This is a genomic window from Limosilactobacillus ingluviei str. Autruche 4 (genome assembly GCF_000312405.1).
GTDB lineage: Bacteria > Bacillota > Bacilli > Lactobacillales > Lactobacillaceae > Limosilactobacillus > Limosilactobacillus ingluviei.
Genome location: NZ_HE997173.1, coordinates 923,892 through 949,089, shown reverse-complemented (window position 1 = coordinate 949,089; position 25,198 = coordinate 923,892). Strand labels below are relative to the sequence as shown.

Below are 25,198 nucleotides of genomic sequence, written 5' to 3'. Positions count from 1 at the left end.
ATGGGACAAGCAAGCGCTGGTGGTAACGTTGCGCTGCCGCGGCTAATTGATCCGCCGTAATGTTTACGGTATCGGCAACAATAAATGGGGGTAAGACTTGCATGCCGACGTATTCCCCGGTCACGGTCAGCGGCAATAAAAATTCGGTGACCGTGTGCCCTTGGGGGCCGGTGGCTTGGTAATCGGTCAACTTTCCCCCCATTGTGGTGGCGATCAGCAATTCTTTCCCTTGTAAGGCCGTCCCACCCTCATAGGCCCAGCCGGCGGTCAGCACTTGGTCGAGCCATTTTTTCATCAACCCTGGGCCACTGTACCAGTACAGGGGAAATTGCCACACAATCCGGTCGGCTGCGCTCAAAGCCGCCTGTTCAGCGGCGACGTCAATAAGTTCAGTAGGGTACAGTTGATATAAATCGCGCACTTCAACCGGCGAATTGTGCACCAGGGCCGCATTCGCCCGCGAGTGGGCAAAGGCCGGGTGAAAGAGGAAAATTGTTGTTTTCATTTTGGCCATCCTTTCTGTGGCTGACGGTTTAATGCAGCGTGGCTAACCATTTGAGCAGTGCCTGGGCGATCGCGGTTTGTTGGGCATGATTGCTGATTGTCGCCGCTCGATCGCCCTTTTGTGGTCCGTAAGCGCCGAACCCGGCGTGGTTGCCCCCAGTAATGGTTTGCTTGGTCGTCTCACGCGGGAGATATTTCTGCGCCGTGCGGAACCGGGACCAGTTCAAGACGCCGTCCCGACTCCCCGTCAAGCTCAAGACTGGCAGACTGGTGTGATCAAGCCGGCCCTTTTGATCCGGGTAGGAAGCGAAGAAAAAGACGCCCTTTAGCGCCGCCGGATGATGTTGGTGGGCCCAACGAGCGGCCATCACCCCACCTAGGGAGTGACCACCAATGACGTAGGCCTGGTGGGCCGGAACTAGGGCGCGGGCTTGCTTTGGTGCTAAGATCGCTAGATTCAGCGGGAAGCGAGCAATTTTAACGGTGTAACCAGCTTGGGCGACCTGGTGCGCCCACGGGGCGTAACTCGCTGGTTCGACCAGCGCGCCGGGATAAAAAATTACGGTTAACTGACGTTGCCCGTGGGCCGGAAAGATAATTTGATCACGTTTGACCGTTGCGCTTTGCAGGGCTTGGCGGGTGGCGGCCGTTGGTTGGTAGGTATGGTGCTTGAGCCAAAGCCCGCCCATTACCCCGCTAAGGCTTAAGAGCAGCAAAATGATGAGCAGGCCGCTTTTAATTCGGCGGGAATTATTTTTCTTCCGCATTTTTCACCTTAAAGTAGGCATCAACGTAGATTTTATAGGCAACTGCTTTAATGATATTACGCAACATCCGCTTATATTCGCCTTGTTCTGCACCCACGGTGGCCAGCCTTGCTTTAAGGCCGAAGACGTAGGCCAGAACGTTTTCCAATTCCTCGGCAAAGTAATCATACGCCGTGGCCGTAGCATAGCTGGCGCGTTGCATTTTTAATGCCACCTTCAAATCACTAAGCGGCATCACATTTTTGGCGACGGCAATAAAGAAGAGCTCAGCGAGCTGGTCGGCGCCATAGCGTTTTTTGACCGGGCGGCGGATCAACTGGTGTTTAACGTAGTTGCTGATCATCGAGCTGGTGATTTTCACGTCGCCCAAAATCGCCAGGTGCTCGTTAAGCAATTCGGTTGTTTGATCCAAGTAGAGTTCGACGGTTGGTAATTCTTGGTAACGAGGCAGGCGAAAGTGCCGTACCGCGTGTTGAATTTTTGCTTCTCTGTTCATGCTTTTTAAAACCTCACTAAGCTTAGTATAAATTAAAAGAACCGCTGCTACAAGGTCGAACCGCTTATCGGTTTTTCAAAAACCGTTGACAATGTTTTTGGAATGCGATAAGCTGAGCATACAAAATGAGACGTTAGAAAGGAAATGTAGCAATGCGGAAAATTATTACGGATTCGGCGGCGAACCTGTTTGCCGACCAAATTAATGGCGTGCTCCACCAGAGTGTGGCCCTGTCCTTAACCAGCGGGGGGCAAAGCTTTGCCGACATCCCGGCCTTTGATCGGGCGGCGTTTGCGGCTTTTTCCGCGGGCAAGGCGATTAAGACGGCGTGCCCGAGTGCGGAACAGTACTTGGCAGCCTACGGGCAAGCGGATGAAGTGTTCGTCTTTACCATCTCGGCAGCGACGTCGGGCTCGTATAATGCGGCCCGCCTCGCTCAGATGATGGCCCAGGAAGTCCGCCCGGAACAAAAGATTGCCGTTTTCGATACGAAGGTGGCGGGGCCGGCCCAACGGATGGTGGCCCAAGAGGCTAGCGCGCTGATTCAAGCCGGTGCGAGCTTCGCTGAGATTGTGACGCAAATTACGGCAGCAATTGAGCACACCAAGGTCTTTTTTGCCCTTAAAGCGCTGAACAACTTGGCGAACAATGGGCGGGTCAATAAGGCGGCGGCCAAGTTGGCCCAAGCTTTGAAAATCAACGTGATTGGCTGGGCGGATGAAGCGGGGGAAGTGCAACCCCTGGCTAAGGCGCGGGGCGAAAAGGGAGCCCGCAAGGCGCTGTTACAGCTACTGGCCAAACATCATTTTGACGGCCAGCACCTGGTCATTGACCACGCTGATAATTTAGCTGGTGCGACGGCGCTGCAAGCTGCCGTCCAAGCTCAGTACCCAGCCTGCCAAGTAGAAATTGGGACTTGTAATGCCCTGTGCAGTTTTTATGCCGAACAGGGCGGTTTAATGATCGGAGCAAAAATGGAATCATAGGGATGAAAGTGGGAAATAACCTTCTCGGCAAGCCGGATGGATAAGCTAGGACGAAGGTTGGCGCGGTACGCGTCGTTCTTCGTTCGTACTTATCCATCCGGCTTGCGGTTATTTCCCACGTGATCTGGGTAATATTCGAAAAACCAACAGAAGCTGGAAGAGTTGAGCGGTTCGCCTCGTTGGGGCGGCCGTTTTGCTATAATTAAAGTAAGTTTGCCGAAGAAAGGGAGGAAGAAGATGGATTATGCCCAAGTCAGCGCGGCCTTTGCGGCGGCCGCGGATGCGAAGCGGGCCCAAGGGATGGCCCATTACATGCGCGATCAGTTTGCCTTCTTTGGGTTGAGTGCGGCGCGGCGCCGGGAACTAGCCCGGCCGTGGTTGCGGGCGGCCAAACACGCCGAGCAGGTAGATTGGTCCTTTATTGACCAGTGTTGGGCAGCCCCCCAACGCGAACTGCAATACTTGGCCTGTGATTACTTGGTGCTCGTCACACCCCTGTTGACGCCGGCGGACTGGCCGCGGTTGGCCCATTTGATCTGTACCAAGTCCTGGTGGGATACGGTCGATATTTTGATCAAACCGGTGGGGGCCTTGGTGGCCCGTTTTCCGGAGTTGCGGCGCGCCGTGTTGGCCTGGTCGCGGGCCGATAATTTTTGGCTGCGCCGGGCAGCAATTGAGCACCAATTATTACGCAAGCAGGCCACGGATGAAGCGTTATTGGCCCAAATTATCGAAAATAATTTGGCGGTGCCGGAATTCTTTGTGCAAAAAGCGATTGGCTGGGCTTTGCGTGACTATGCCAAGACTAAGCCGGCGTGGGTAATGGCCTTTTTGCAAACGCACCAGGCCGCAATGTCTGCTCTTGCTGTACGCGAAGCTAGTAAGCACCTGCCGCCGGAATGGCGCCAAGCCTAAATTACTTTTTCTCTGCAGATTAAACCTTGGTTATAATTAAATGGTCGGCGCGACTTTTCGTGACCGGCCAGTTGTTTTTTCGGGGAAATTCTTGGCTTTTCCATGGTTTTCTCCCCGGTGGGTTTGGTATGATTGATGAGGTCGTTTAGTGACCCGTACATAGGTTGGCTTGCTGAACTTCGGCAAACCAGTTTTGAGGAGGAATTTTCAATGGTGGATTTTGAACTGGTGCCAGGCGTGAATGTTCACGTGCTGGCGACTGAACAGTTCAAGCAGACGAAGCTGCTGCTCAATTTTTCCCGGTTGCAAACGCGTAACAATGCGGCTGCCCGGAATCTGCTGGCCAACGTTTTGACAACCAGCAGTCAACTTTACTCGACCCAAACCGCCTTAGCGCGGCACTTGGCCAAGCTTTACGGCGCCAGTGTTGGGGCGTATGTGACCCGGCTTGGTCATGCCCACACGGTCCGTTTTAAAGCGACTTTTATTAATGAACAATTTGCGCCCAACCTCTTGGATGCGGTGGTACAAACGATGGGGGAATTACTCTTTCACCCCTTGGCTGATGGGATGCGGTTTGATGTGCCAACTTGGCAGTTGCAAAAGACTAATTTAGTGGCGACTTTGCAATCCTGGGATGACGACAAGCACTTTTATGCCTTGCGCCAATTAGAGCGCTTGTATTATCAAACCGGTTCGGTAATGGAAGTTCCGAGCACCGGGACCAAGGCGCAAGTCGCCGCTTTGACGAACGAAGCGACTTACGCGGCCTACCAGACGATGTTGGCTGATGATCAGGTAGATATTTTCGTGATTGGGGCCGTTGATCCAGACCAGGTGGCCGCTAGTTTGCAAAAATTACCGTTTCAAGCGCGCCCGGCGTGTTTGCCGGCCAACTTATTCCATAATCAACCGGCTGAACCGTTAAAGAAACTGACGGAACACCAACCTTTGCAGCAGGCCCATTTAAACTTGGCTTACCGCCAACCAGTGTACTTTGGGACGGCGGACTATCCGACCGCGCTAGTGATGAATGGGTTGTTGGGTGGCAGCCCGTATTCCAAGTTGTTTGTCAACGTCCGCGAAAAAGCCAGCTTGGCCTATTCAATCAGCAGCAGCTTACGGCCGTTTGCTGGTCACCTGGTGATTCAAGCCGGGATTGCGGCCCAGCAGGCCCCCGCCGCGCAACAATTAATTGAAGCCCAGGTGCAAGCTTTGGCCGCGGGCGATTTTGACGTGGCGACGTTGGCCAAAGTTAAGGCGGGCTTGCTCAACCAGTACTTGGCCAGTCAAGATGATGAAAACTACCTATTGGGCCGGGCCCTGGCGAAGACCCTCTTGCAACAACCAACTAAATTGGATTACCCGGCCGCTTTAGCCGCCGTCACGCCCGCCCAAGTCGCGCATTTGGCGGCGCAGTTGGAGCCAGCGGCGGTCTATTTGTTAAGCGGGGATGAATAATGGAAAAACGAACTTACGCAGAATTTAATCAATCCTTATATGAAACGACCTTGGCCAACGGACTCAAGGTCCGCTTGATTCCGATGGTGGGGTACCACAAGACTTACGCGATGCTGACCACGGATTTTGGCGCCCTTGATCGCACTTTGCCGGCGGTCGTAGGGGGACAAAGCTTACCGGCGGGGTTGGCGCATTTTTTAGAACATAAATTGTTTGAAAAGGCCGATCATGATGCCTTTGACTTGTTTGGGGAATTAGGGGCGGATTCCAATGCCTTTACGTCCTTTACCCAGACCAGTTACCTGTACTCGACCACCAGCAATTTCCGGGAGAACCTGGAAGTACTGTTGGATTTTGTCCAGACCCCGTACTTTACGGCGCAAACGGTCGCTAAGGAAATTGGCATTATTTCCCAGGAAATAAAAATGTACAATGATAACCCCGACAGTCGCCTGTACATGGGGATGATGGGCAACCTCTATCCCCATGATCCGCTGGCGGATGATATTGCCGGGACCGAAGAGTCAATTAAGACGATTACCCCGGAATTGCTGTACCAGACTCATGCGGCTTACTACCGGCCGGAGTACCTGACCTTACAAGTGGCAGGGAACCTTGATCCGGCGGAAACTTTGGCTTGGATTGAACAAAATCAAGCGGCAAAGCAATTTGCCGCCCCCCTGCAAGAACCACTGACCTTTACTCCGGCCGACCCCAGCGGGCATGACCTGTTGCCCTACCGGCATTTAACGATGCCAGTTTTGCGGCCGAAAGTGATGGTGGGCTTGCGCGGCCATTTGCCAGCGGGCACGCCCTTGGCCCGCTTAAAGAGTCAAGTGGCAATCAGCATGATGCTGGAATTATTGTTTGATGATACGGGGGAACACTACCAGGCCTTGTATGATCAAGGGATCATTGATGATTCCTTTTCGTTTAGTTACGAAAGCAATCGTGGCTTCGATTTTGCCCTGTTTGCGACCGAAACGACGCAGCAAGCGGCTTTTCGCGGTGCAATTGCTAATTTGGTTGAAAATGCGCCAGCTGAACTGGCAAGGGTACAAACTCAATTTGCCATGCTCAAAAACGCCACGCTTGGTCGCTTGATTGGGGCCTTGGATTCACCAGAAGCGATCGTCAACCGGTTTGCGACTAGAGAAACCGGGTCGCTGACGATTTACGATGAAATTCGGGTCTTGCGGGCTTTAACGTGGGCGGATATCCAGCAAGCCGCGGCTGACTTTATGGATCATGACCGTCTGTCGGTTTACGAAATTGATGCGGAAAATTAACGTCGCAATTAACGGATCTTTAAAATTTGCGGGGCGCTAGATGTGCTATACTAGCCTAGGTTATTAGTGAAAAGAATTGAGGAACAAAGTTATGAGCGAAAATGAACAGCAGTTGCAAATTGGTCAACGGCTTAAAGAGGCCCGGGTTGCCAAGGGGTATACCTTAGATGATTTGCAACAGGCGACGAAGATTCAGAAGCGGTATTTAATTGCGATTGAAGATGAAAATTTTGCGGAACTACCCGGTGATTTCTACGTTCGGGCATTTGTGAAGCAGTATGCCGATACCGTTGGCTTGGACGGCAATGAATTATTAAAGGACTACGATGATTATTTACCCAAGACCAAGACGACGGAATACTCCGAACACCTTTCCCAAGCGGTCGAGACGCGGCGCGGCAGTCACCGGGTGACAACTGATGGCTTTGATCAGGCCCGCAAGTACATCCCAACCGTGATTGTCGGGGCGATTGTCGTCATTATTTTAGGGGCGATTTGGGCGACCACGATTATTAAGAACCGGGCTGATTCGGCAACCAAAATTGATTCCAGTTCGGTTTCGGTTTCTGGTGAATCCAGTCATGCGCCAAAGAAGGCTGCTTCCAGCAAGCCTAAGGCCAAGAGTCAAAAGTTGAAGTTCAAAGAAACCTCGCGGACCACGACTAGTGTGGTCTACACGACAAGTCAAACCTTAAGCAAGGACACTAAACTGACGATTAAAGCGGCGAACACGGCCGTGTATGCCGCCGTTAATGTTGATAACGTCAGTCAGTTGGCGAAGACCTTGTCAGCGAAGGAAACCGGGACGGTGACCTTAAGTAAGACGGCCAAGCGAATTGTGATCACTTTGGGCTCCGGCAACGGGGTAACGATCAAGCTGGGCAACCAGACGTTAAACTTTACCAATGACAACCAATACCCATCAACGCGGGTTATTACGCTGAGCCTGGGCAACAGCACAACGCAAACTAGTGCAACTACGTCGAGTTCAACGGCTACGACCAACCAAACCAACCGGACCACGACGACTACGGGGACGACGAGTACTGGGCAAACGACCCAACGGACGACCACAACTTCGACCAGTACCCCAACGACCACTACCCAGACGACGACTTCAACCACTACGCCGGCGGCCACTACGAATAATCAAACTACGGCGGCCAGTCATTAAACATTCTTTGAGGGGGATTTAGTTTGAATTTACCAAATAAATTAACCGTGGTGCGGTTAATCATCATTCCATTTTTCTTGTTACTGATGGTCATTCCCTTGGGGTGGGGTGAGATCAGCTTTTTAGGGGCGACGGTTCCGGTTGCCCAGTTCTGGGCGACAATCCTGTTTATTGCGGCAACGATTACCGATAATTTAGACGGGCGGATTGCCCGGCGGGATCACTTGGTGACCAACTTCGGGAAGTTTGCCGATCCGTTGGCCGACAAATTATTGGTCATGACGGCCTTTATTGTCTTAACGGCCAGCGGCAGTGTGCCAGCGTGGGTGACGTCAATCATCATCTGGCGGGAACTGTCCGTGACGGGGCTGCGGTTGCTGATTGTCGAACAAAATGGCGAAGTCATGGCGGCCAAGATGCCGGGGAAGATCAAGACGACGACCCAGTTCATTGCGATCATCTTCTTATTGTTAAACAACGCCCTGTTTGCCATTTGGCACATTCCCTTTGGCGAAATCATGCTTTATCTGTGCTTGTTCTTCACGGTTTACTCTGGGGCTGATTACTTTATCAAGAGCAAGGATATTTTTAGCGACGGGTTTAAATAAGGACTGCAGAAGTTGGCTTCGGCCAGCTTCTTTTTTTTTAAATTTTTACCAGAAAAAAAGTGTAAAATGGACCTAAAACGCGTATATAAAGAGTAGGAGGGGAAAAATGGAAGTAGAAATTATTTCCGTGGGTAACGAACTGATCCTCGGGCAGATCGTTAATACCAACGTTGCCTATTTAGCGGACCAGCTGCGCCAATTGGATTTGGTGGCCAAGTGGCAAACGACGGTGACCGATGAACCAGCTCAAATTGAAGCAGCCGTCAAATTGGCCTGCCAGCGGGCGGACCTGGTTTTGGTGTGTGGGGGCTTAGGGCCCACGGCGGATGATCAAACCCTGCCGAGCGTGGCCCGCGCGCTGGGCGTTGATTTAACCTTGGCAACGAAACACTGGGCGGCGATTCAAGCGGACTTTGCCCACCGTCAAGTGGCAATGACGCCGGAAAATATTCGCCAAGCTTACTACTTGGCCGGTGGCGAACCGCTAGCCAACCCGGTGGGGCTGGCCTTGGGATCCTGGTTGGTGAGCGAGCAAGCGGCAGTGGCCGTCTTGCCCGGGCCCCCGCGGGAATTTAAGGCAATGGTGCAAGCCAGTCTCCTGCCTAAATTACGGGCTCACTACGGGACGACGACTCCAGTCCAGACCCGGGTGCTGCACTTTGTGGGCCAGCCGGAGTCCTTATTGATGGACGAAATTGCCGCTGCGTTAGGGGATTTGCCGGTCGTGGCAACGTCTTACGTCCAACCAGCTGAAATCCAAGTTCGTTTGCGGGTGACTGGAAAAACGCCGGCGGTTGCCGAGCAGCTCTTGGATCAAGCGCAACAGGCCATTGTGGCTAAGGAAGGCGCGTATTACTTTGGCAGCGGCCCGGCGGTGACCTTAGCTGGGCAAGTAGTCGCCTTGTTACGCCAGCGCGGCGCCAAAATTACGGCGGCCGAAAGTCTGACCGGGGGGCTGTTTCAGAGTACCCTGTGCAGCGTCAGCGGGGCCAGTGCCGTCTTTGATGGGGGCTTTGTGACTTATGCCGCCCGCGCCAAGCACCAGCTGATTGGGGTGCGGCAGGCCACGATTGAACAGGCAGGCGTGGTCAGCGCGCAAACGGCAGCGGAAATGGCCGAGGGGGCCCGGCGGGCGTTGGCCGTCGATTATGGAGTCGCCTTTACGGGGGTGGCCGGCCCGGAACCCTTAGAAGGACATCCTGCCGGGACGGTCTTTGTGGCGATTGCCCAGCAAGGCGCGGCCCCGCGGGCTTGGCAGTTGCGCTTAAATGGCCGCTTGGGTCGCCAAGCGATTCGCCAACAAAGCGTGGCCTTGGTCCTTTTAGCGCTCTACCACCAATTACAGGGCAAAAATTAGAACGCAGGTTCGTAAAATGCTTGGTTTTTAGCCCAAAAACTGATATGATGGAAACATGGATTTGATAAAAAGGAGTGAAGCTTGTGGCTGACGAACGAAAAGCAGCGCTGGACAATGCCCTGAAGAAAATTGAAAAGAACTTCGGGAAAGGCGCCATCATGCGGATGGGCGATGCCGTTGATACTAAGGTAGCAACGGTTTCCAGTGGTTCTTTGGCAATTGACGAGGCCCTCGGGGTCGGGGGCTACCCGCGGGGCCGGATTATTGAAATGTACGGGCCCGAAAGTTCGGGGAAGACGACCGTCGCTTTGCACGCGGTTGCTGAAGTGCAACAACAGGGGGGCACGGCGGCGTACATCGACGCGGAAAACGCCATGGATCCCGAATACGCCAAGGCCTTAGGGGTTGATATTGATAATTTGCTCTTGTCCCAGCCTGACACAGGGGAACAAGGGCTGCAAATTGCCGATGCCTTGATTTCCAGTGGCGCGATTGATATTGTCGTGGTCGATTCAGTGGCGGCCTTGGTACCCCGGGCTGAAATTGAAGGGGAAATGGGGGACGCGCACGTTGGGCTGCAAGCCCGCTTGATGTCCCAAGCCCTGCGGAAGTTGTCCGGGACCATCAATAAGACCAAGACGATTGCGATCTTTATCAACCAGATTCGGGAAAAGGTCGGCGTCATGTTTGGGAACCCTGAAACTACGCCGGGGGGCCGGGCTTTGAAGTTCTACTCCACGATTCGGTTGGAAATCCGGCGCGGTGAACCAATCAAGGATGGTTCCGATATTATTGGGAACCGGGCCAAGATTAAAGTGGTCAAGAATAAGGTTGCGCCACCGTTTAAGAAGGCGGAAGTTGACATCATGTACGGGGAAGGGATCTCCAAGATGGGTGAACTGCTTGACATGGCGGCCGAAAAGGATCTGATCAAAAAGAGTGGGGCTTGGTATTCTTACGGCGAAGAGCGGATTGGTCAAGGGCGTGAAAACGCAAAGAAGTGGCTGACGGATCACCCAACGGAAATGCAGACTTTGATGAAGCAAGTGCGGATTGCCTATGGGATGGACCAAGCACCAGCCGAAGATGAAGCAACCACGCCAGAAACGGCCAGTAACCCCAAGGAAAAACATTAAAGAAACGCAACTAAACCTTGAGTTGGAATAAGTAAGGCCGGTCCGGGCGCTTTCCGGTGGCCTTACTTTTTATTTTTCAGCCGGAGCGAAGGCTTAATGTTGACACCCCTTTTCGTCCCGTTTAAAATTAAATCTGTACGTGAAATTTTCGCGTATTTTCGAACTTTTTAAAAGACCAACAACGAATAATAGTTGATTTGGAGGGAAAATGGGTATGAATAACTTATTTACCGCCGTCATCGCTATTGTTGTCGGGATTATTGTCGGTTATGTAATTCGAAAGTCAATTATTGAACGTCAGATTACACAAGCGCACAATAGCGCCGAGGAGATTATTGCTTCCGCTAAAAAGGAAGCGGCGACCGCCAAAAAAGAGGCTATCTTGGAAGCCAAGGAAGAAAGTCACCGCTATCGTGAAGGGGTCGAACAAGAGTTAAAGAGCCGCCGCAGTGAAGTGCAAAAACAAGAAGAACGCTTGCTGCAACGGGAAACGACCTTAGACCGGAAGGACAGTCTGCTTGAACATCGAGAAAATGCTATCAGTTCGCGCGAACGGAAATTAGACCAGCGAAACGAGCAAATTCAAAAAGATCAACAACAAGTAGCAGAACTGGTTCAAGCTCAACAAACCAAGTTGGCAGAAATTGCCGAGTTGACCCGTGACCAAGCACGGGAACAGATTTTGAACCAATTAAAAGACGAGCTGCAAGTCGAACGCGAAACGATGATCCGGGACAGCGAACAAGAGGCCCAATTAGTGGCCGATCGCAAAGCCAAGACCCTGATTGTCGATGCGATTCAGCGTTCGGCTGCAGATATGGTATCAGAAGCCACGGTTTCGGTTGTTAATTTGCCAAACGACGAAATGAAGGGGCGGATTATTGGGCGGGAAGGCCGCAATATTCGGACCTTAGAAACCTTAACCGGGATTGATCTGATCATTGACGATACGCCGGAAGCGGTCGTGTTGAGTGGTTTTGATCCGGTCCGGCGGGAAATCGCCAAAATGGCTTTGGAACACTTAATTCAAGACGGGCGGATTCATCCGGCCCGGATTGAAGAGGCCGTCGAAAAGGCCCAAAAGGATATGGACAACCACCTGCGCGAAGTCGGAGAACAAACCGTTTTTGACCTCGGGCTGCATTCCATTCACCCGGATCTGATCAAGACGATCGGGCGGATGCAATACCGAACCAGCTACGGGCAAAACGTCCTGCACCACTCGATTGAAGTCGCTAAGCTGGCCGGGATCATGGCCGCCGAATTGGGCGAAGACATCACGATGGCCAAGCGGGCTGGATTATTGCACGATATTGGTAAGGCGATCGACCACGAAGTCGATGGCTCCCACGTTGAACTGGGGGTGGAATTGACCCGGAAGTTCAAGGAAAGTCAGGTCGTGATCAACACGATTGCCTCTCACCACGGCGACGTGCCGGCCACGTCGGTAATTGCCGTGCTCGTCCAGGCCGCGGATGCGATTTCTGGGGCCCGGCCCGGCGCACGGAGTGAATCCTTGGAACAATACATCCAACGGCTGAAGCAATTAGAAGAAATTGCCAATGCCCATGGGGGCGTGGATCACAGCTACGCGATCCAAGCCGGCCGGGAGTTGCGGGTGATTGTCAAACCAACTAAGGTCAATGACCGGCAAGCAACGGTCCTGGCCCACGATGTGAAACAAGAAATTGAGGACCAACTGGAATACCCAGGTCACATTAAGGTGACGGTGATCCGTGAGGTTCGGGCCGTTGATTACGCCAAGTAACCGGGGGCTTTGTAGTCAAACGGGCCCGCGGGCCCAGAGAAATGAATCAGCGCCAAGCGAAGGATGAGCAGCCAATGTAAGCCCTCGTTGGCGCTGATTTTCAATCACGGGAAAAATAAGGAGGATAAGGTGGCAAAAGCAAAACAAACGCCAATGATGAAGCAGTACCAAGCGGTGAAGGATCAGTATCCAGATGCCTTTTTATTTTACCGGTTGGGGGATTTTTACGAACTATTTAATGAGGATGCGATTAAGGGGGCCCAAATCCTGGAGTTGACCCTCACGACCCGTAACCACAGTGCAGCTAACCCGATTCCAATGTGTGGGGTACCGCACCGCGCGGTTGATAATTACATCGATATTTTAATTGATAAGGGTTATAAGGTCGCCATTTGTGAACAAATGGAAGATCCTAAACAGGCCAAGGGAATGGTCAAGCGGGCCGTTACCCGGTTGGTTACCCCGGGGACCAAGATGGATCTCAAGGGGGATGCCGCCCAGAGCAACAATTATCTAACGGCCGTTTTGCCGCAAGCGCCGGGCTTTAAGCTGGCCTACGCTGACTTGACGACGGGGGAATTAAAGGTAACCAGCCTCGCTACCGAAGCGGCGGTAATTAATGAATTGATCAACCTGCAGACCAAGGAAGTCGTTTATGACCAGGAATTACCGGCGAGCCTCACCACGGTCCTGACCAAGCAAAACCTCCTCTTGTCCCACCAAACGCCGCAAACGGGGCAAGCAGAAATCAGTTACTTGACCCAGGCGCTGACCGACGACGGGGAGATTGCGGTGGTCACGTTACTGGTTTCTTACTTGTTAACGACCCAAAAGCGGGCCCTCGCCCATCTGCAAGTCGCCCAAGCTTACGAATTAAATGCCTACATGAAAATTGACCACAATTCGAAGGCCAACCTCGAATTGATGATCAACATGCGCAGTGGCAAAAAGCAAGGGACGTTGGCCTGGCTGCTGGATGCCACCAAAACGGCGATGGGGAGCCGGTTATTAAAACGCTGGTTGGACCGGCCGTTGATTGATCAGGCCAAGATTGAGGAACGCCAGGATAAGGTCGCTGTTTTATTAGACCACTACTTTGAACGCAGCAACCTGCAGGCCGAATTGACCAAGGTCTATGACTTAGAACGTTTAGCCGGGCGGGTAGCTTATGGCAGTGTCAACGGCCGGGACTTAGTGCAATTAAAAACGTCCTTGCAACAAGTGCCGAAAATTAAATACGTTTTGGAAACCTTGGCGGCGCCAGTCTTTGACCAACTAACGGCGGGATTGGATCCGCTGAGCGATATTGCGGCTTTGATTGACCGGGCCGTGGTTGAGGATGCCCCGGTGGCAATTACCGAGGGGGGAATCATCAAGCCGGGTTACAATCAGCAATTGGATACCTACCGCGATGCGATGGAGAACGGTAAGCAATGGATTGCGGAACTGCAAGAAAAGGAACGGGCCGCAACCGGGATCAATAACTTAAAAATTGGCTACAACCACGTCTTTGGTTACTACATCGAAGTGACTAAGGCCAACATTGCCAAGCTGCCGGCTGATCGTTATGAACGCAAGCAAACCCTGGTCAATGCCGAACGGTTTGCCACGCCGGAGCTCAAGGCAAAAGAAGCAATCATCCTGGAAGCCCAAGAAAAGTCAACGTCCTTGGAATATGATTTGTTTGTAGCCGTCCGCGACCAAGTCAAAGCCCAAATCAGCCGCCTGCAGGCCCTGGCTGCAAACTTGGCAGAATTGGATGTCTTGCAGAGCTTTGCCGTGGTCAGTGAAGATTACCACTTTGTGCGGCCAACCTTAAATCAACGCCACGAACTGAAGATTTCCGGCGGCCGCCACCCGGTCGTGGAAAAATTCTTGGGCCACCAAGCTTACGTTCCCAATGACGTGGTGATGGATCCGCAAACGGCGATCCTTTTGATCACCGGGCCCAACATGTCGGGGAAGAGTACCTACATGCGGCAATTAGCCCTGATTGCCGTGATGGCCCAAATTGGCTGTTTTGTGCCCGCGGATGCGGCCGACTTGCCGATTTTTGATCAAATCTTTACCCGAATCGGGGCCGCCGACGACCTGGTCTCGGGAGAAAGTACGTTTATGGTCGAAATGATGGAAGCCAATAACGCCTTGCAAAATGCGACCCCGAATTCCTTGATCCTCTTTGACGAGATCGGGCGGGGCACGGCCACTTATGATGGGATGGCCTTAGCCCAGGCAATTATTGAATACGTCCATGATCACGTCCACGCTAAGACCCTTTTTTCCACCCACTACCATGAGCTGACGCAACTGGATCAGCGCTTGGCGCAACTGAAAAATGTTCACGTCGGCGCGAGTGAAGAAAACGGTGAGCTGGTCTTTTTGCACCGGGTGGAACCCGGACCGGCTGACAAGTCCTACGGGGTGCACGTGGCGAAATTAGCGGGGTTGCCGGCCAGTCTCTTGGCCCGGGCGGATGTAATTTTAGGTCAGCTGGAAAAAGGGACCACGGCGGCGGCCCCAACGCCAGCCACACCTCCGGTTGCGCCATCCTCAGCCCCACAGTTGGTGGAAGAAGCCAGCGGACAATTAGAATTGTTCGGTCCGGCCCCCACGCCGGCCGCCAAGCCAGCGGACAAAAAAGCCGGCCAGGTGTTGGCCCAACTCAAGGAATTGGATTTGATGGGACTGACACCAATGGAAGTCATGAATCAGGTTTATCAATGGCAAAGAAAGTTGAAGTAGGTGAACGCAATGGCGCAAATTCAAGAATTACCGGCCATTTTAGCGGACCAAATCGCGGCCGGGGAAGTAATTGAACGGCCGGCGTCGGTCGTCAAAGAACTGGTGGAAAATGCCATTGACGCGCACAGCCGCCGTATCGACGTTTTAGTTAAAGAAGCGGGCTTAGCCGAAATTCGGGTGATTGACGATGGCGCAGGGATTCCGGCGGACCAAGTCCCGCTGGCCTTTCGCCGCCACGCGACCAGCAAGATTACTTCTAAACGGGAATTGTTTCGGGTCACGACAATGGGCTTTCGGGGCGAAGCCCTGCCGAGTATTGCCTCGGTGGCGGACCTGACGATGGTGACGGCCGTGGCGGGCGCAGATGGCTACCAATATCACGTCCGGGGCGGCGAAGTGCTGGCGCAAGGCGTCGCGTCCGCCCGGCCTGGGACGGATGTGACCGTCAGCCAACTTTTTTATAATACGCCGGCGCGTTTAAAGTACCTAAAGTCGCCCCAAACTGAGTTGAGCCAGATTGTCGACATGGTCTACCGCTTGGCCCTGGGCAATCCGACGGTCGCCATTTCCCTAACCAATAATGGCAAGGAGCTGTTTCGCTCGGCCGGTAACGGCAATCTCCAACAGGTAATTGCGGCTATCTATGGGGTTAAAGTGGCCCGTAAAATGGTGGCCATTGAAGGCCAGGATGATGATTTTACCATTCATGGCTACGTGTCCTTGCCAGAGTTGACCCGGGCGGGGCGCAAATATCAGACCCTGCTGATCAACCACCGTTACGTGCGTAACTTTAATTTGACCAAGGCCCTCATTGAAGGTTACGGTTCTAAATTAATGGTTGGTCGCTATCCCTTCGCGGTCATCGATATTAATTTGGATCCGTTATTGGTCGACGTGAATGTTCACCCGGCCAAGCGGGAGGTGCGGTTGAGCAAGGAAGCGCAACTAGGACAATTGCTGACCACCACGATTCAAGCTCGGCTGGCCCAGGAAAATTTAATTCCGGATGTGGGAGAAAAAACGGACCAACTCTTGGCCGGCAGTGCGGCTGCGGAAGTGCCACCGGTGGTCCAAGAGCAAGTGGTAGCCTATCAAGAACCCGCGGCGCCGCTAGAGGCCCAAGCTTTGCCGCCTGCCCCGGCCCAAACCCCAAAGCCAACCGCTCGAGCCGTGGCACCCATTATTATCCATCAGGTTAGTGAGCTGCAAAGTCCACTGGTGCAAGAATTTGATGCCCGTTACCAAGGTGAAGGGGATAAACCGCCGTTTCCAACGCCGGCGCCCGTGCCTACTTCCTCAGCTGCGCCCGCCCCGAAGGCCGAACAGGGCACCTTACCAATCGACGACACTAGCAGCGCCCAGCGTTTCCCAACCTTGCGCTACATTGGGCAGTTACAGGGGACCTTTTTATTGGCGCAAGCTTCCGATGGCCTCTACATCGTCGATCAGCACGCGGCCCAAGAGCGGATCAACTATGAACGCTTTCGGCGCGAAATCGGGGAGGTTAGCGCGGATCAGCAGAGCTTTTTGACCCCCTTGATTTTAAACTACTCAGTGGCAGAGGCTCTGAAAATTAACCGCCACCTGGCGACCCTGGCCGGAGCGGGGCTACACCTGAGCCCCTTTGGCCAAAACAGTTTCATGGTGGCCAGTCACCCGACCTGGTTAATCGAAGGCCAAGAAGAGGACACGATTCGGGAAATGGTCGATTGGGTCTTGGCCGATGGGCGCTTAAGCATCGCGGATTTTCGGGCCAAAACGGCCATTATGATGAGTTGTAAACGGGCGATCAAGGCCAACCACCACCTAGCGGACCGCGAAGCCGTGGCCCTCTTAGCGGCCTTGCCGGATTGTGAAAATCCCTTTAATTGTCCCCACGGTCGGCCGGTCTTGATTCATTTAACCGACCGGGACCTGGAAAAACTGTTCAAACGAATTCAGGAAAGTCACGAACCATTTGCGGGCGAATTTGATGACCATGAGTTTTAAGCGGGAAGCGGGGGGCTTCTCAGAAAGGATACGGAATGTACGAATACTTAAATGGGCAGGTTGCAATGGTCACCCCGACCTATATTGTCTTAGACGTGAATGGCGTCGGTTACCGGATTGCGGTGGCCAATCCCTACGCGTATGAAGTAGACCAGCAAACGGCGGTCCGGGTGTATGTTTACCAAGCCGTCAAAGAAGATAGTCTGACCCTCTTTGGCTTTAGCGATCCCAATGAAAAGCAGCTCTTCGAGAAACTTTTGGGGGTCTCGGGAATTGGCCCCAAGAGTGCCCTGGCCATCCTGGCCAACCCCGATCACCAGGCCTTGATTCAAGCGATTGGCGACAATGACGTCAATTACCTGACCAAGTTTCCGGGTATCGGGAAAAAGACCGCCGCGCGGATCGTTGTTGAGCTGCAAGATAAGGTCGATGCCCTGTGGCCGGACTTAACCCTTGACTTTACGGTTAGACCGACCAGCGCTGCGCAAAGTCCCGCCCTGGCCGATGCTTTGGCCGCTTTGGCTTCATTAGGCTATGCCGAACGGGATATCAAGCGGGTGGAAAAACAACTGCTAAAGGAACCAGACCAGCCGACGGCCGAATACTTGCGGGCGGGGCTGCGTTTGTTGAATAAGTAGTCGAAAGGAGGAACTGCCATGGCAGATGAAGCACACGGCCTGATGGGTGCCGACGTCGCCAGTGATGAAGAAGGGCAGCTGGAAGTCAGCTTACGCCCGCAACGTTTAGCGACCTACATTGGCCAAGCCAAGCTCAAGGCCGAATTGCAGGTTTACATTGAAGCCGCCAAGGGTCGCGAAGAAGCCCTGGATCACGTTCTTTTGTATGGCCCACCAGGGTTGGGGAAGACGACCTTGGCGATGATAATTGCCAATGAAATGGGCGTCGGGATCAAGACGACCTCGGGGCCGGCGATTGAAAAGCCCGGGGACTTGGTGGCCTTGTTAAACGAATTGCAGCCGGGGGATGTCTTATTTATCGACGAAATTCACCGCTTGCCTAAGGTGGTGGAAGAAATGCTCTATTCGGCCATGGAAGACTTTTACATCGATATTGTGGTCGGCGAAGGTCCCACCGCTCACCCGGTTCACTTTCCTTTGCCACCCTTTACCTTGGTCGGCGCGACGACCCGGGTGGGGTTGTTAACGGCGCCGCTGCGGGATCGCTTTGGGATCATTGAGCGCTTGAACTACTACACGCCCACTGAATTAGGCCAGATTATCAACCGCAGTGCGGCCATTTTCCAAACCGCCATCGACCCCGCGGGGGCGAAAGCCTTGGCCTGGCGCTCGCGGGGGACCCCCCGGATTGCCAACCGCTTGTTGAAGCGGGTCCGGGACTTCGCCCAAGTGGCGGGGAAAGCGACCATTGATGAAGCCAGTGTTGACCAGGCGTTAACCTTGCTTGACGTTGACCAGCGGGGGTTGGACGCTACCGACCGTAAGATGTTGCTAACGATGATTAATTACTACGGTGGGGGACCAGTCGGGGTCAAAACAATTGCGGCCAATATTGGGGAAGAAGCGGCGACGATCGAAGAAGTTTACGAACCCTACTTGCTGCAGATTGGTTTTATCAGCCGCACCCCGCGCGGCCGGCTGGTCACTCCCGCAGCATACGAGCACCTCGGGATCGCTTTTCCAAATGAGGGGGATTAGTCATGAGTGAATTAGTGCCTTATTTGACGGCGCCCTTTGTGCCGGTGAAGCCAAGTGAGCTAACCGCCGCCGGGATTCGCACCCTGGCCGTCAACCTGGTTGATTACCAGATGCAACCGGGCCTAGCGGCCATTAAGGACCAGGGCGGGCTGGCGACGGTATTGAACTGGCCGGGGAAGTTGATGACCTTTGCCGGGGTTTTTGGTCCCTTGCTAAAGGTGAAAAAGAATACCGCCCGGGTCGGGATTCACTACGTTGATCCGCACAACCAAGCCAAGTTAACCTTAACGCCGGAGCAAGCGGCCGCCTGGCAACAGGCGGCCCAAGCCCAAGAGCCAGTCGCAATGTACCAAACTCCCGACTATTATGCGCCGGTCGATGACTTGCGCCGGGCGGTCGAAGCCAATCGGACGTGGGCCCAAGCGGCGCCGGGGGTCTGGTACCCAGTCTTAGGGGCCGGGCTGACCGAATTGCGGCAAGCGAGCCTGGCGGCCCGCCCGGCGAGGGCCGGCGCCCTACTGGTCAATCTACCGCCGGCTTCAGAGCAAGCCGAGTGGCAGCGAATCGTCACCCTGACCCAACAGCTCTTGCCAGCGGGGACCAAGACCGCGGTAGTGGCGAATGATTTCGCGGTCATCCAACTGGCGCACGCCTGTCAAATTGACCGAATTATTACCCCGTGGCCACTAAAAGCCGGCTGGGCGGGCAAGGTGTTGGTGAACGGTGAGGTGTTGAACTTGCGTCATCACGCTTTTGCCACCGATGTTCGGCAATTGGGGACGACAGGCTTCCAATTGGCGAGTCTGCACCAGATGTTGCACGCCAACGTGGCCGTGGCCAAACAAGTATTGGCCCTGACCAATTTACAAGCGCTGCAAGCGACCCTGGCTTAATGAGCAGAATGGCGCTTGCTTTTCCCGCCATTTCTGGTATTGTTGTAAAAGAACGCAGAAAGAATAGAAAGGAAGAAGTCTGTTGCAAAGCTCTGGAATGTCAAGTATCTTATTAATTGTTTTAATGGTGGCCCTGATGTATTTCTTCATGATTCGGCCCCAACAAAAGCAACAAAAGAAGCACCAATCAATGATGAGTCAATTAAAGCCGGGCGATCACGTGGTGACGATCGGACGGCTCCACGGGGTCGTGGCCGAAATTGACCAACAAAAGCGGACGGTAACGCTGGATTGCGAAGGGGTTTACCTGGTCTTTGATCTGGGCGCTATCCAACGGGTTGAAGCCCAAGCGACTGAAGCTCCGGCCTCAGCTGCCGATGCTGAAGCGGAAGCCAAGGTGGAACCAACGGCCAAGGCTGACGTTGAGCAGCCTGCGGAACCGGAAGAAGTAGCGCCGGCTGAAAAGGCCACGGAAGACAAATAAGAATGTTGGTCATCAGACAGCTTGATCCACTTGGGACCAGGCTGTTTTCTTTTGCGCAACTGACTGCCGGGAAGCCGGAAAGTTTGTTATAATTGGGAACAGTGACTAACGCTAACGGTAGAAAGGAAGCCAATTATGGACACACTGGCAGCAATTTATGCACAGATTGAAAAATACTCGCGGATCATTATTCATCGCCACCAACGCCCGGATCCCGATGCGATTGGTTCGCAAGTCGGGTTAGCCGAAATTTTAAAGGCGTCCTTCCCATACAAAGAAATCTATGTGGTCGGCAAGGAAATTCCCAGCTTGAGCTGGATTGGCACGATGGATGAAATCGAAAGTGACGAGTACGCCAACGCCTTGGTGATCGTCACCGACACGGCCAATGCGCCTCGGATTGATGACCGGCGCTTTGATAACGGGAGTCAACTGATCAAGATTGACCACCACCCTAATGATGAACCCTACGGGGATTTGATGTGGGTGCAAGATCAGGCCTCTAGCACTTCGGAAATGATTTACGACTTTTATCAGCACTTTACCGCAAAGCTGACCTTACCGAAGGCGGCGGCGAACGCCCTGTACGCGGGAATCATTGGCGATACCGGTCGGTTCTTGTACCCGGCAACGTCGGCCCGGACGATGCTGGTGGCCGGGGCGCTGATGGCCGCTGGCGCGGAGGCGGCCAAGATTGGCCAACGAGAAAACGAAATGTCGCTGCCGGCGGCCCGTTTGTCGGCTTACGTCTACCAGAACTTACAAATTCAGGCCGGGGCCGGGTACTTGATCCTTGAACAGGACGTCTTGGACCAATTTGGGATCACCGAAGCCGGCACCTCGGCGATCGTTTCGTTGCCGGGGCGGATCAGTGATGTACTGGCTTGGGCGATCTTTGTTGTGCAAGGGGATGGCCATTACCGGATTCGGCTCCGGTCCAAGGGTCCCGTGATCAATGAATTAGCCAAGGCCCACCACGGGGGCGGACACCCCTTGGCCAGTGGCGCCCAAGCGGCTGACCACGCCGAAATTAAGCAGGTCATTGCTGAATTGACCCAATTGGTGAAGGAGTACCGGCCTGGCAAGCAGAAAGGATGACAAAATGCCAAAACAATTTGCTGAATTAAACTTAGCGCCGTGGTTGATGGCGGCGATTGACGATTTGAAGTTCCACCAGCCCACCCCGGTTCAAGAACGGGTGATTCCGCTGGTCTTGCAAAAGAAGAGTGTTGTGGGTCAATCCCAGACCGGGAGCGGGAAGACGCACGCCTTCTTGTTACCGATCTTTACCCAACTGGACCCGGCCAACCAACGGGTCCAAGCCGTGATCACCACCCCGAGCCGGGAGTTGGCCTACCAGATTTACGCAGCGGCCAGGCAGTTAAACCGCTTTGCGCCGACTCCGCTGACGATTCACAATTACGTGGGCGGGACCGATAAGGCCCACCAGATTGAACAATTGGAACGCAAGCAACCGCAGTTGGTGATTGGGACGCCAGGCCGGATTTTGGATCTGATCAATTCCCAAGCCTTAGACATTCACTTGGCGACCCAGTTTGTGATTGACGAAGCCGACATGACCTTGGACATGGGCTTTTTGGAACCAGTCGACCAAATCGCGGCTCACTTCCCGAGTGACCTGCAGATGATGGTCTTTTCTGCTACGATTCCCCAAGGGTTGCGGCCGTTTTTAAAGAAGTACCTGGAAAACCCGGTGGTCGAAGAAATCCCGACTGAAACGGTCATCAACCCGAACGTGGAAAACTGGCTGCTGTCAACGAAGGGCCGCGATAAAAACGATCTGGTTTACCGCTTATTGACAATGGGGGATCCCTTCTTAGCCTTAGTCTTTGCCAATACCCGGGAGCGGGCGGAAGCCTTGCACGCCTACTTGATGGAGCGGGGCTTAAAAGTGGCCTTGATCCACGGGGGCTTGGAACCCCGGGAACGCAAGAAGACGATGCGCCAAGTTCGCAACATGGACTTCCAGTTTATTGTGGCAACGGACTTGGCGGCCCGCGGGATCGACTTAGACGGGGTGTCCTTGGTCATTAACGATGATATTCCGAGTGACTTGGAATACTTTGTCCACCGGGTCGGGCGGACCGGCCGGGGGAATTTAACCGGGACGGCGATCACCCTGTATGCGCCGGCCGAAGACGAACTGGTGGCCAAACTGGAAGAGCGGGGGATCAAGTTTACCCCCAAGACCTTGCAAAACGGCCGTGTCGTAACGACTTACGACCGCAACCGGCGGCAAAGCTACAAGCGGCGCAAGGCCGCTTTGGATCCAACCTTGAAGGGGTACGTGAAGAAGACCAAGAAGAAGGTTAAGCCTGGCTACAAGAAGAAGATCAAGTCCAAAATCAAGGAAGATGAACGCCAAAAGGCCAAGCAAGAAATACGTCACAAGCAACGCAAGGCCAAGCGCGCCCGCCAAAAGCAACACCGCTTGGAACGGGCCCGGCAAAAGCAAAGCTGAGATTACAAGCAGTGACTCTTACGGGAGTCCTGCTTTTTTGCTTGAGCGGAAGGGCGACTTGGCGGCGAGACAGTTTGGTTTTACAATTAAATAAACATCGAAAAGCCGACTGGGATGAAGACTGGTTAAACTCTTCGGCCCAGCCCGGCTTAAATTACGAAAGGAATCAGCCATGAGTGAAGCACAAAAACGACCGGGAACGTTAGACATCATTGAAGAAATTACCCGCAAGGATGGGTCGACATATTATGAAATTGGTAACATGGTGCATAATGGTCGCTCAGAACTGGCGGCGGAACGGGGCTTTATCCAGCAAGTCCGGATTTTAAAGCTCAATATTCCCCATTCCCAAAACGTGATTAAATACGAAGAATACATTAATGAGCACTACTACGTCCAACCTGAAGCAATGGATCATTTTGAAGAGTGGGAAAAGCCGGCGGCAATGGCCGACCTGGTAGCGGCCATCTTAAAGGAAAATCACGTGGGGTAAGCAATAGCGTTTCGGGAGGACCGAAGCGCTTTTTCACTCGGCTTTTTTGGCCCGAGAGTGGTCAAGCTTGGGTAAGACGCTTATAATTGAAAGGGAAAATTTAAGACCGTGTAAAACAAATGACAGAGGAGGATTTCAATGAAATCGCAAGGGCCACTCGCCCACGCCCAAACCCCACCGCGTTTTGTGACCGGGGTCGATGGGCTGCGTAGTCTGGCGGTAATTGCCGTCATTATTTATCACCTGTTGCCGAATCGAATGCCCGGGGGCTTTTTGGGGGTGCCCTTGTTCTTATTGATTTCGGGTTATTTTGTGACCAATCAGCTAACGAACCGTTGGCAGCAAGGCCAAGGGGTGCGCTTAAGGCAATTTTACCGGCGCCGCTTCAGTCGGCTCTACCCGCCTTTAGTGGGGATGTTGATGGCGACCAGCGCCTATATCACCCTCTTTGATCGCCCCGCCTTGGTTCACCTGCGGACGATTGTGGTCACGAATTTGACCTGGGTTTATAACTGGTGGGCCGTTGGGCACGGCCAGTCGTATTTTGATCGCTTTACGGCCGTCTCGCCCTTTACTCACCTGTGGACGCTCGGGGTGGAGGCTCAGTTTTACCTGCTTTGGCCGGTCTTATTACTGGCTAGCTTAAAGCATTTGGGCCTGACCAAGACTCGCTGGCTGACCTTGGGGTTGGCGATCGCATCGGCCGTGGCCATGGCGATTTTGTACGATCCAGCAAACATCAACCGGGTCTACTACGGGACGGATACCCGGGCCTTTGCCATGCTGTTGGGGAGCTGGCTGGCCCTCGTTTGGCCCCGCCAGCAGCTGACGACCCAGCTGCAGCCTTCTGCCCGCCGGATCTTAGAAGGCGTGGGGCTGGTGGCCTTAGGGTTGACGGTGGCCAGTTTCTTGGTGGTGAACGGAGAAGCGGCCAGTACCTACCGGGGCGGCATGTTTGTGACCAGTTTACTTGGGATGATCCTCTTGGCAACGATTGTTCACCCTGGTGCCCGGGTGAACCAGTGGTTGACCAATCCGGTCTTTCGCTACCTTGGCCAACGTTCTTACGGGATTTACATCTATCAATTGCCGGTGATGGTCTTTTACGAAGCCTTGTTTCCGGTGGGGAATCATCCCCTCCTCAGTGCTGGCACCGAGATCATTCTGATCTTGTTGATCAGTGAATTATCTTACCAATTGATTGAGTTGCCGACCGCCCGTCGTAATTGGCGCGATTGGCTGGCGTGGCGGCCCCAGACTAAAATGGCCTGGGGCAGTTTGGTGAGCGCGCTGGTAATTTTGGGGGTGGCCCTGGTTGGGATTTTTGGTCCCCAACCGCAGCCAACCAAATCGGCCCTCCAAACCCAGTTACAGCACAGCAAACAGGCGACGGCTGCCCGCAACAAGCAAATCAAAGCGGGCAAGGTGCCGCAAGTCGACGTTTCCAGTCCGTCCTTACAAAAGAAATACCAGTTGACCAAGCAACAGTTGGCTAAGGCCAGCACGTGGCAGGTAACGGCGGTCGGTGATTCCGTGATGGTGGATGCGGCTGGTGACCTGCAAGAAGTGATGCCGCATGCAATTGTCGATGCCCAAGTGGGGCGTCAAGGTGACGGTGGGCTAAGCGTCTTAAAGGATTTAGCCGCCAAAGATCAACTCGCCCCCAAGGTAGTCGTCAACTTAGGGACCAACGGGGCAATCAGCGCTCAGACGGCTCGCGAAATTATTGCGACGGTCGGCGACCGGCAGCTGTACTGGATCACGCCCCACGTACCGACCAAGCCGTGGCAAAAGCAAGTCGTCAAGCAGGTGCACGAATTGGCCCGGACCCGCAAGAATGTGCACGAGGTCGCTTGGAACGCCAAGAGTGCTGACCACCCGGCTTGGTTCGGCAAAGACAATGTTCACATGAATGAGGTCGGGAACGCCCAGTTTACCCGCCTCTTGGTAGTCACGATGTTAAAAGAGGGAAAGTAAT

The 25,198-nt window shown here is 53.8% G+C and carries 22 protein-coding genes; 19 read left to right on the top strand and 3 right to left on the bottom strand.

Annotated features, from left to right (window positions below; translation table 11 throughout):
* The 3 genes from BN54_RS04645 to BN54_RS04635 form a co-directional block, all read right to left on the bottom strand.
* Positions 1–505: NAD(P)H-dependent oxidoreductase (locus BN54_RS04645; RefSeq protein WP_019205995.1), on the bottom strand; the 505-nt coding region annotated here is incomplete at its 3' end.
* A gap of 28 nt (positions 506–533) precedes the next feature.
* Positions 534–1,271 (bottom strand): alpha/beta hydrolase, encoded by a 738-nt coding sequence (locus tag BN54_RS04640; protein ID WP_019205994.1) that lies wholly within the window; start codon positions 1,269–1,271, stop codon positions 534–536.
* A complete protein-coding gene (locus tag BN54_RS04635) occupies positions 1,255–1,767 on the bottom strand; it encodes a DUF1836 domain-containing protein (protein ID WP_019205993.1) in 513 nt (170 codons plus the stop codon). The genes BN54_RS04640 and BN54_RS04635 overlap by 17 nt, the downstream gene beginning before the upstream one ends.
* Positions 1,768–1,919: 152 nt before the next feature.
* On the opposite strand from BN54_RS04635, the gene BN54_RS04630 reads away from it, so the two are divergent.
* The 19 genes from BN54_RS04630 to BN54_RS04540 all read left to right on the top strand — a co-directional run bounded on the left by BN54_RS04630 (position 1,920) and on the right by BN54_RS04540 (position 25,197).
* Positions 1,920–2,753: a DegV family protein gene (locus BN54_RS04630; RefSeq protein WP_019205992.1), complete on the top strand. Its 834-nt coding sequence runs from the start codon at positions 1,920–1,922 to the stop codon at positions 2,751–2,753.
* Positions 2,754–2,990: 237 nt separating this feature from the next.
* A complete protein-coding gene (locus BN54_RS04625; protein ID WP_019205991.1) occupies positions 2,991–3,668 on the top strand; it encodes a DNA alkylation repair protein in 678 nt (225 codons plus the stop codon).
* A gap of 210 nt (positions 3,669–3,878) precedes the next feature.
* The gene (yfmF, locus tag BN54_RS04620; RefSeq protein WP_019205990.1) at positions 3,879–5,129 is read left to right on the top strand and encodes an EF-P 5-aminopentanol modification-associated protein YfmF; all 1,251 of its coding nucleotides are present in this window, start codon (positions 3,879–3,881) and stop codon (positions 5,127–5,129) included.
* The gene (yfmH, locus tag BN54_RS04615; protein WP_019205989.1) at positions 5,129–6,418 is read left to right on the top strand and encodes an EF-P 5-aminopentanol modification-associated protein YfmH; all 1,290 of its coding nucleotides are present in this window, start codon (positions 5,129–5,131) and stop codon (positions 6,416–6,418) included. The genes yfmF and yfmH overlap by 1 nt, the downstream gene beginning before the upstream one ends.
* Before the next feature lie 91 nt (positions 6,419–6,509).
* Positions 6,510–7,592, top strand: a complete 1,083-nt coding sequence (locus BN54_RS04610; RefSeq protein ID WP_019205988.1) for a helix-turn-helix domain-containing protein — start codon at positions 6,510–6,512, stop codon at positions 7,590–7,592.
* 23 nt (positions 7,593–7,615) lie between these two features.
* On the top strand, positions 7,616–8,200 hold the full coding sequence (gene pgsA / locus BN54_RS04605) for a CDP-diacylglycerol--glycerol-3-phosphate 3-phosphatidyltransferase (protein ID WP_019205987.1): 585 nt from the start codon (positions 7,616–7,618) through the stop codon (positions 8,198–8,200).
* A gap of 106 nt (positions 8,201–8,306) precedes the next feature.
* Positions 8,307–9,557, top strand: coding sequence for a competence/damage-inducible protein A (locus BN54_RS04600; RefSeq protein WP_019205986.1), 1,251 nt, complete (start codon positions 8,307–8,309; stop codon positions 9,555–9,557).
* 83 nt (positions 9,558–9,640) lie between these two features.
* The gene (recA, locus tag BN54_RS04595; protein WP_019205985.1) at positions 9,641–10,693 is read left to right on the top strand and encodes a recombinase RecA; all 1,053 of its coding nucleotides are present in this window, start codon (positions 9,641–9,643) and stop codon (positions 10,691–10,693) included.
* Positions 10,694–10,907: 214 nt separating this feature from the next.
* Complete coding sequence (gene rny, locus BN54_RS04590; protein ID WP_019205984.1) at positions 10,908–12,461, top strand: ribonuclease Y; 1,554 nt, start codon at positions 10,908–10,910, stop codon at positions 12,459–12,461.
* A gap of 153 nt (positions 12,462–12,614) precedes the next feature.
* On the top strand, positions 12,615–15,203 hold the full coding sequence (gene mutS / locus BN54_RS04585; RefSeq protein WP_191976447.1) for a DNA mismatch repair protein MutS: 2,589 nt from the start codon (positions 12,615–12,617) through the stop codon (positions 15,201–15,203).
* Positions 15,204–15,212: 9 nt separating this feature from the next.
* The gene (gene mutL, locus BN54_RS04580; protein WP_040469942.1) at positions 15,213–17,192 is read left to right on the top strand and encodes a DNA mismatch repair endonuclease MutL; all 1,980 of its coding nucleotides are present in this window, start codon (positions 15,213–15,215) and stop codon (positions 17,190–17,192) included.
* Between the two features lie 35 nt (positions 17,193–17,227).
* Positions 17,228–17,830, top strand: a complete 603-nt coding sequence (ruvA, locus tag BN54_RS04575) for a Holliday junction branch migration protein RuvA (protein WP_019205981.1) — start codon at positions 17,228–17,230, stop codon at positions 17,828–17,830.
* 18 nt (positions 17,831–17,848) lie between these two features.
* On the top strand, positions 17,849–18,868 hold the full coding sequence (ruvB, locus tag BN54_RS04570; protein ID WP_019205980.1) for a Holliday junction branch migration DNA helicase RuvB: 1,020 nt from the start codon (positions 17,849–17,851) through the stop codon (positions 18,866–18,868).
* 2 nt (positions 18,869–18,870) lie between these two features.
* The gene (locus tag BN54_RS09825) at positions 18,871–19,761 is read left to right on the top strand and encodes a tRNA guanosine transglycosylase family protein (protein WP_019205979.1); all 891 of its coding nucleotides are present in this window, start codon (positions 18,871–18,873) and stop codon (positions 19,759–19,761) included.
* Between the two features lie 97 nt (positions 19,762–19,858).
* Positions 19,859–20,245, top strand: coding sequence for a preprotein translocase subunit YajC (yajC, locus tag BN54_RS04560; RefSeq protein WP_019205978.1), 387 nt, complete (start codon positions 19,859–19,861; stop codon positions 20,243–20,245).
* Positions 20,246–20,380: 135 nt separating this feature from the next.
* Positions 20,381–21,343, top strand: a complete 963-nt coding sequence (locus tag BN54_RS04555) for a DHH family phosphoesterase (RefSeq protein ID WP_019205977.1) — start codon at positions 20,381–20,383, stop codon at positions 21,341–21,343.
* Between the two features lie 4 nt (positions 21,344–21,347).
* The gene (locus BN54_RS04550; RefSeq protein ID WP_019205976.1) at positions 21,348–22,727 is read left to right on the top strand and encodes a DEAD/DEAH box helicase; all 1,380 of its coding nucleotides are present in this window, start codon (positions 21,348–21,350) and stop codon (positions 22,725–22,727) included.
* A 172-nt stretch (positions 22,728–22,899) separates the two neighbouring features.
* Positions 22,900–23,220, top strand: a complete 321-nt coding sequence (locus BN54_RS04545) for a hypothetical protein (protein WP_019205975.1) — start codon at positions 22,900–22,902, stop codon at positions 23,218–23,220.
* A 138-nt stretch (positions 23,221–23,358) separates the two neighbouring features.
* Entirely contained in the window at positions 23,359–25,197 is a 1,839-nt protein-coding gene (locus tag BN54_RS04540; protein ID WP_019205974.1) for an acyltransferase family protein, read from the top strand.
* Position 25,198: the final 1 nt, after the last annotated feature.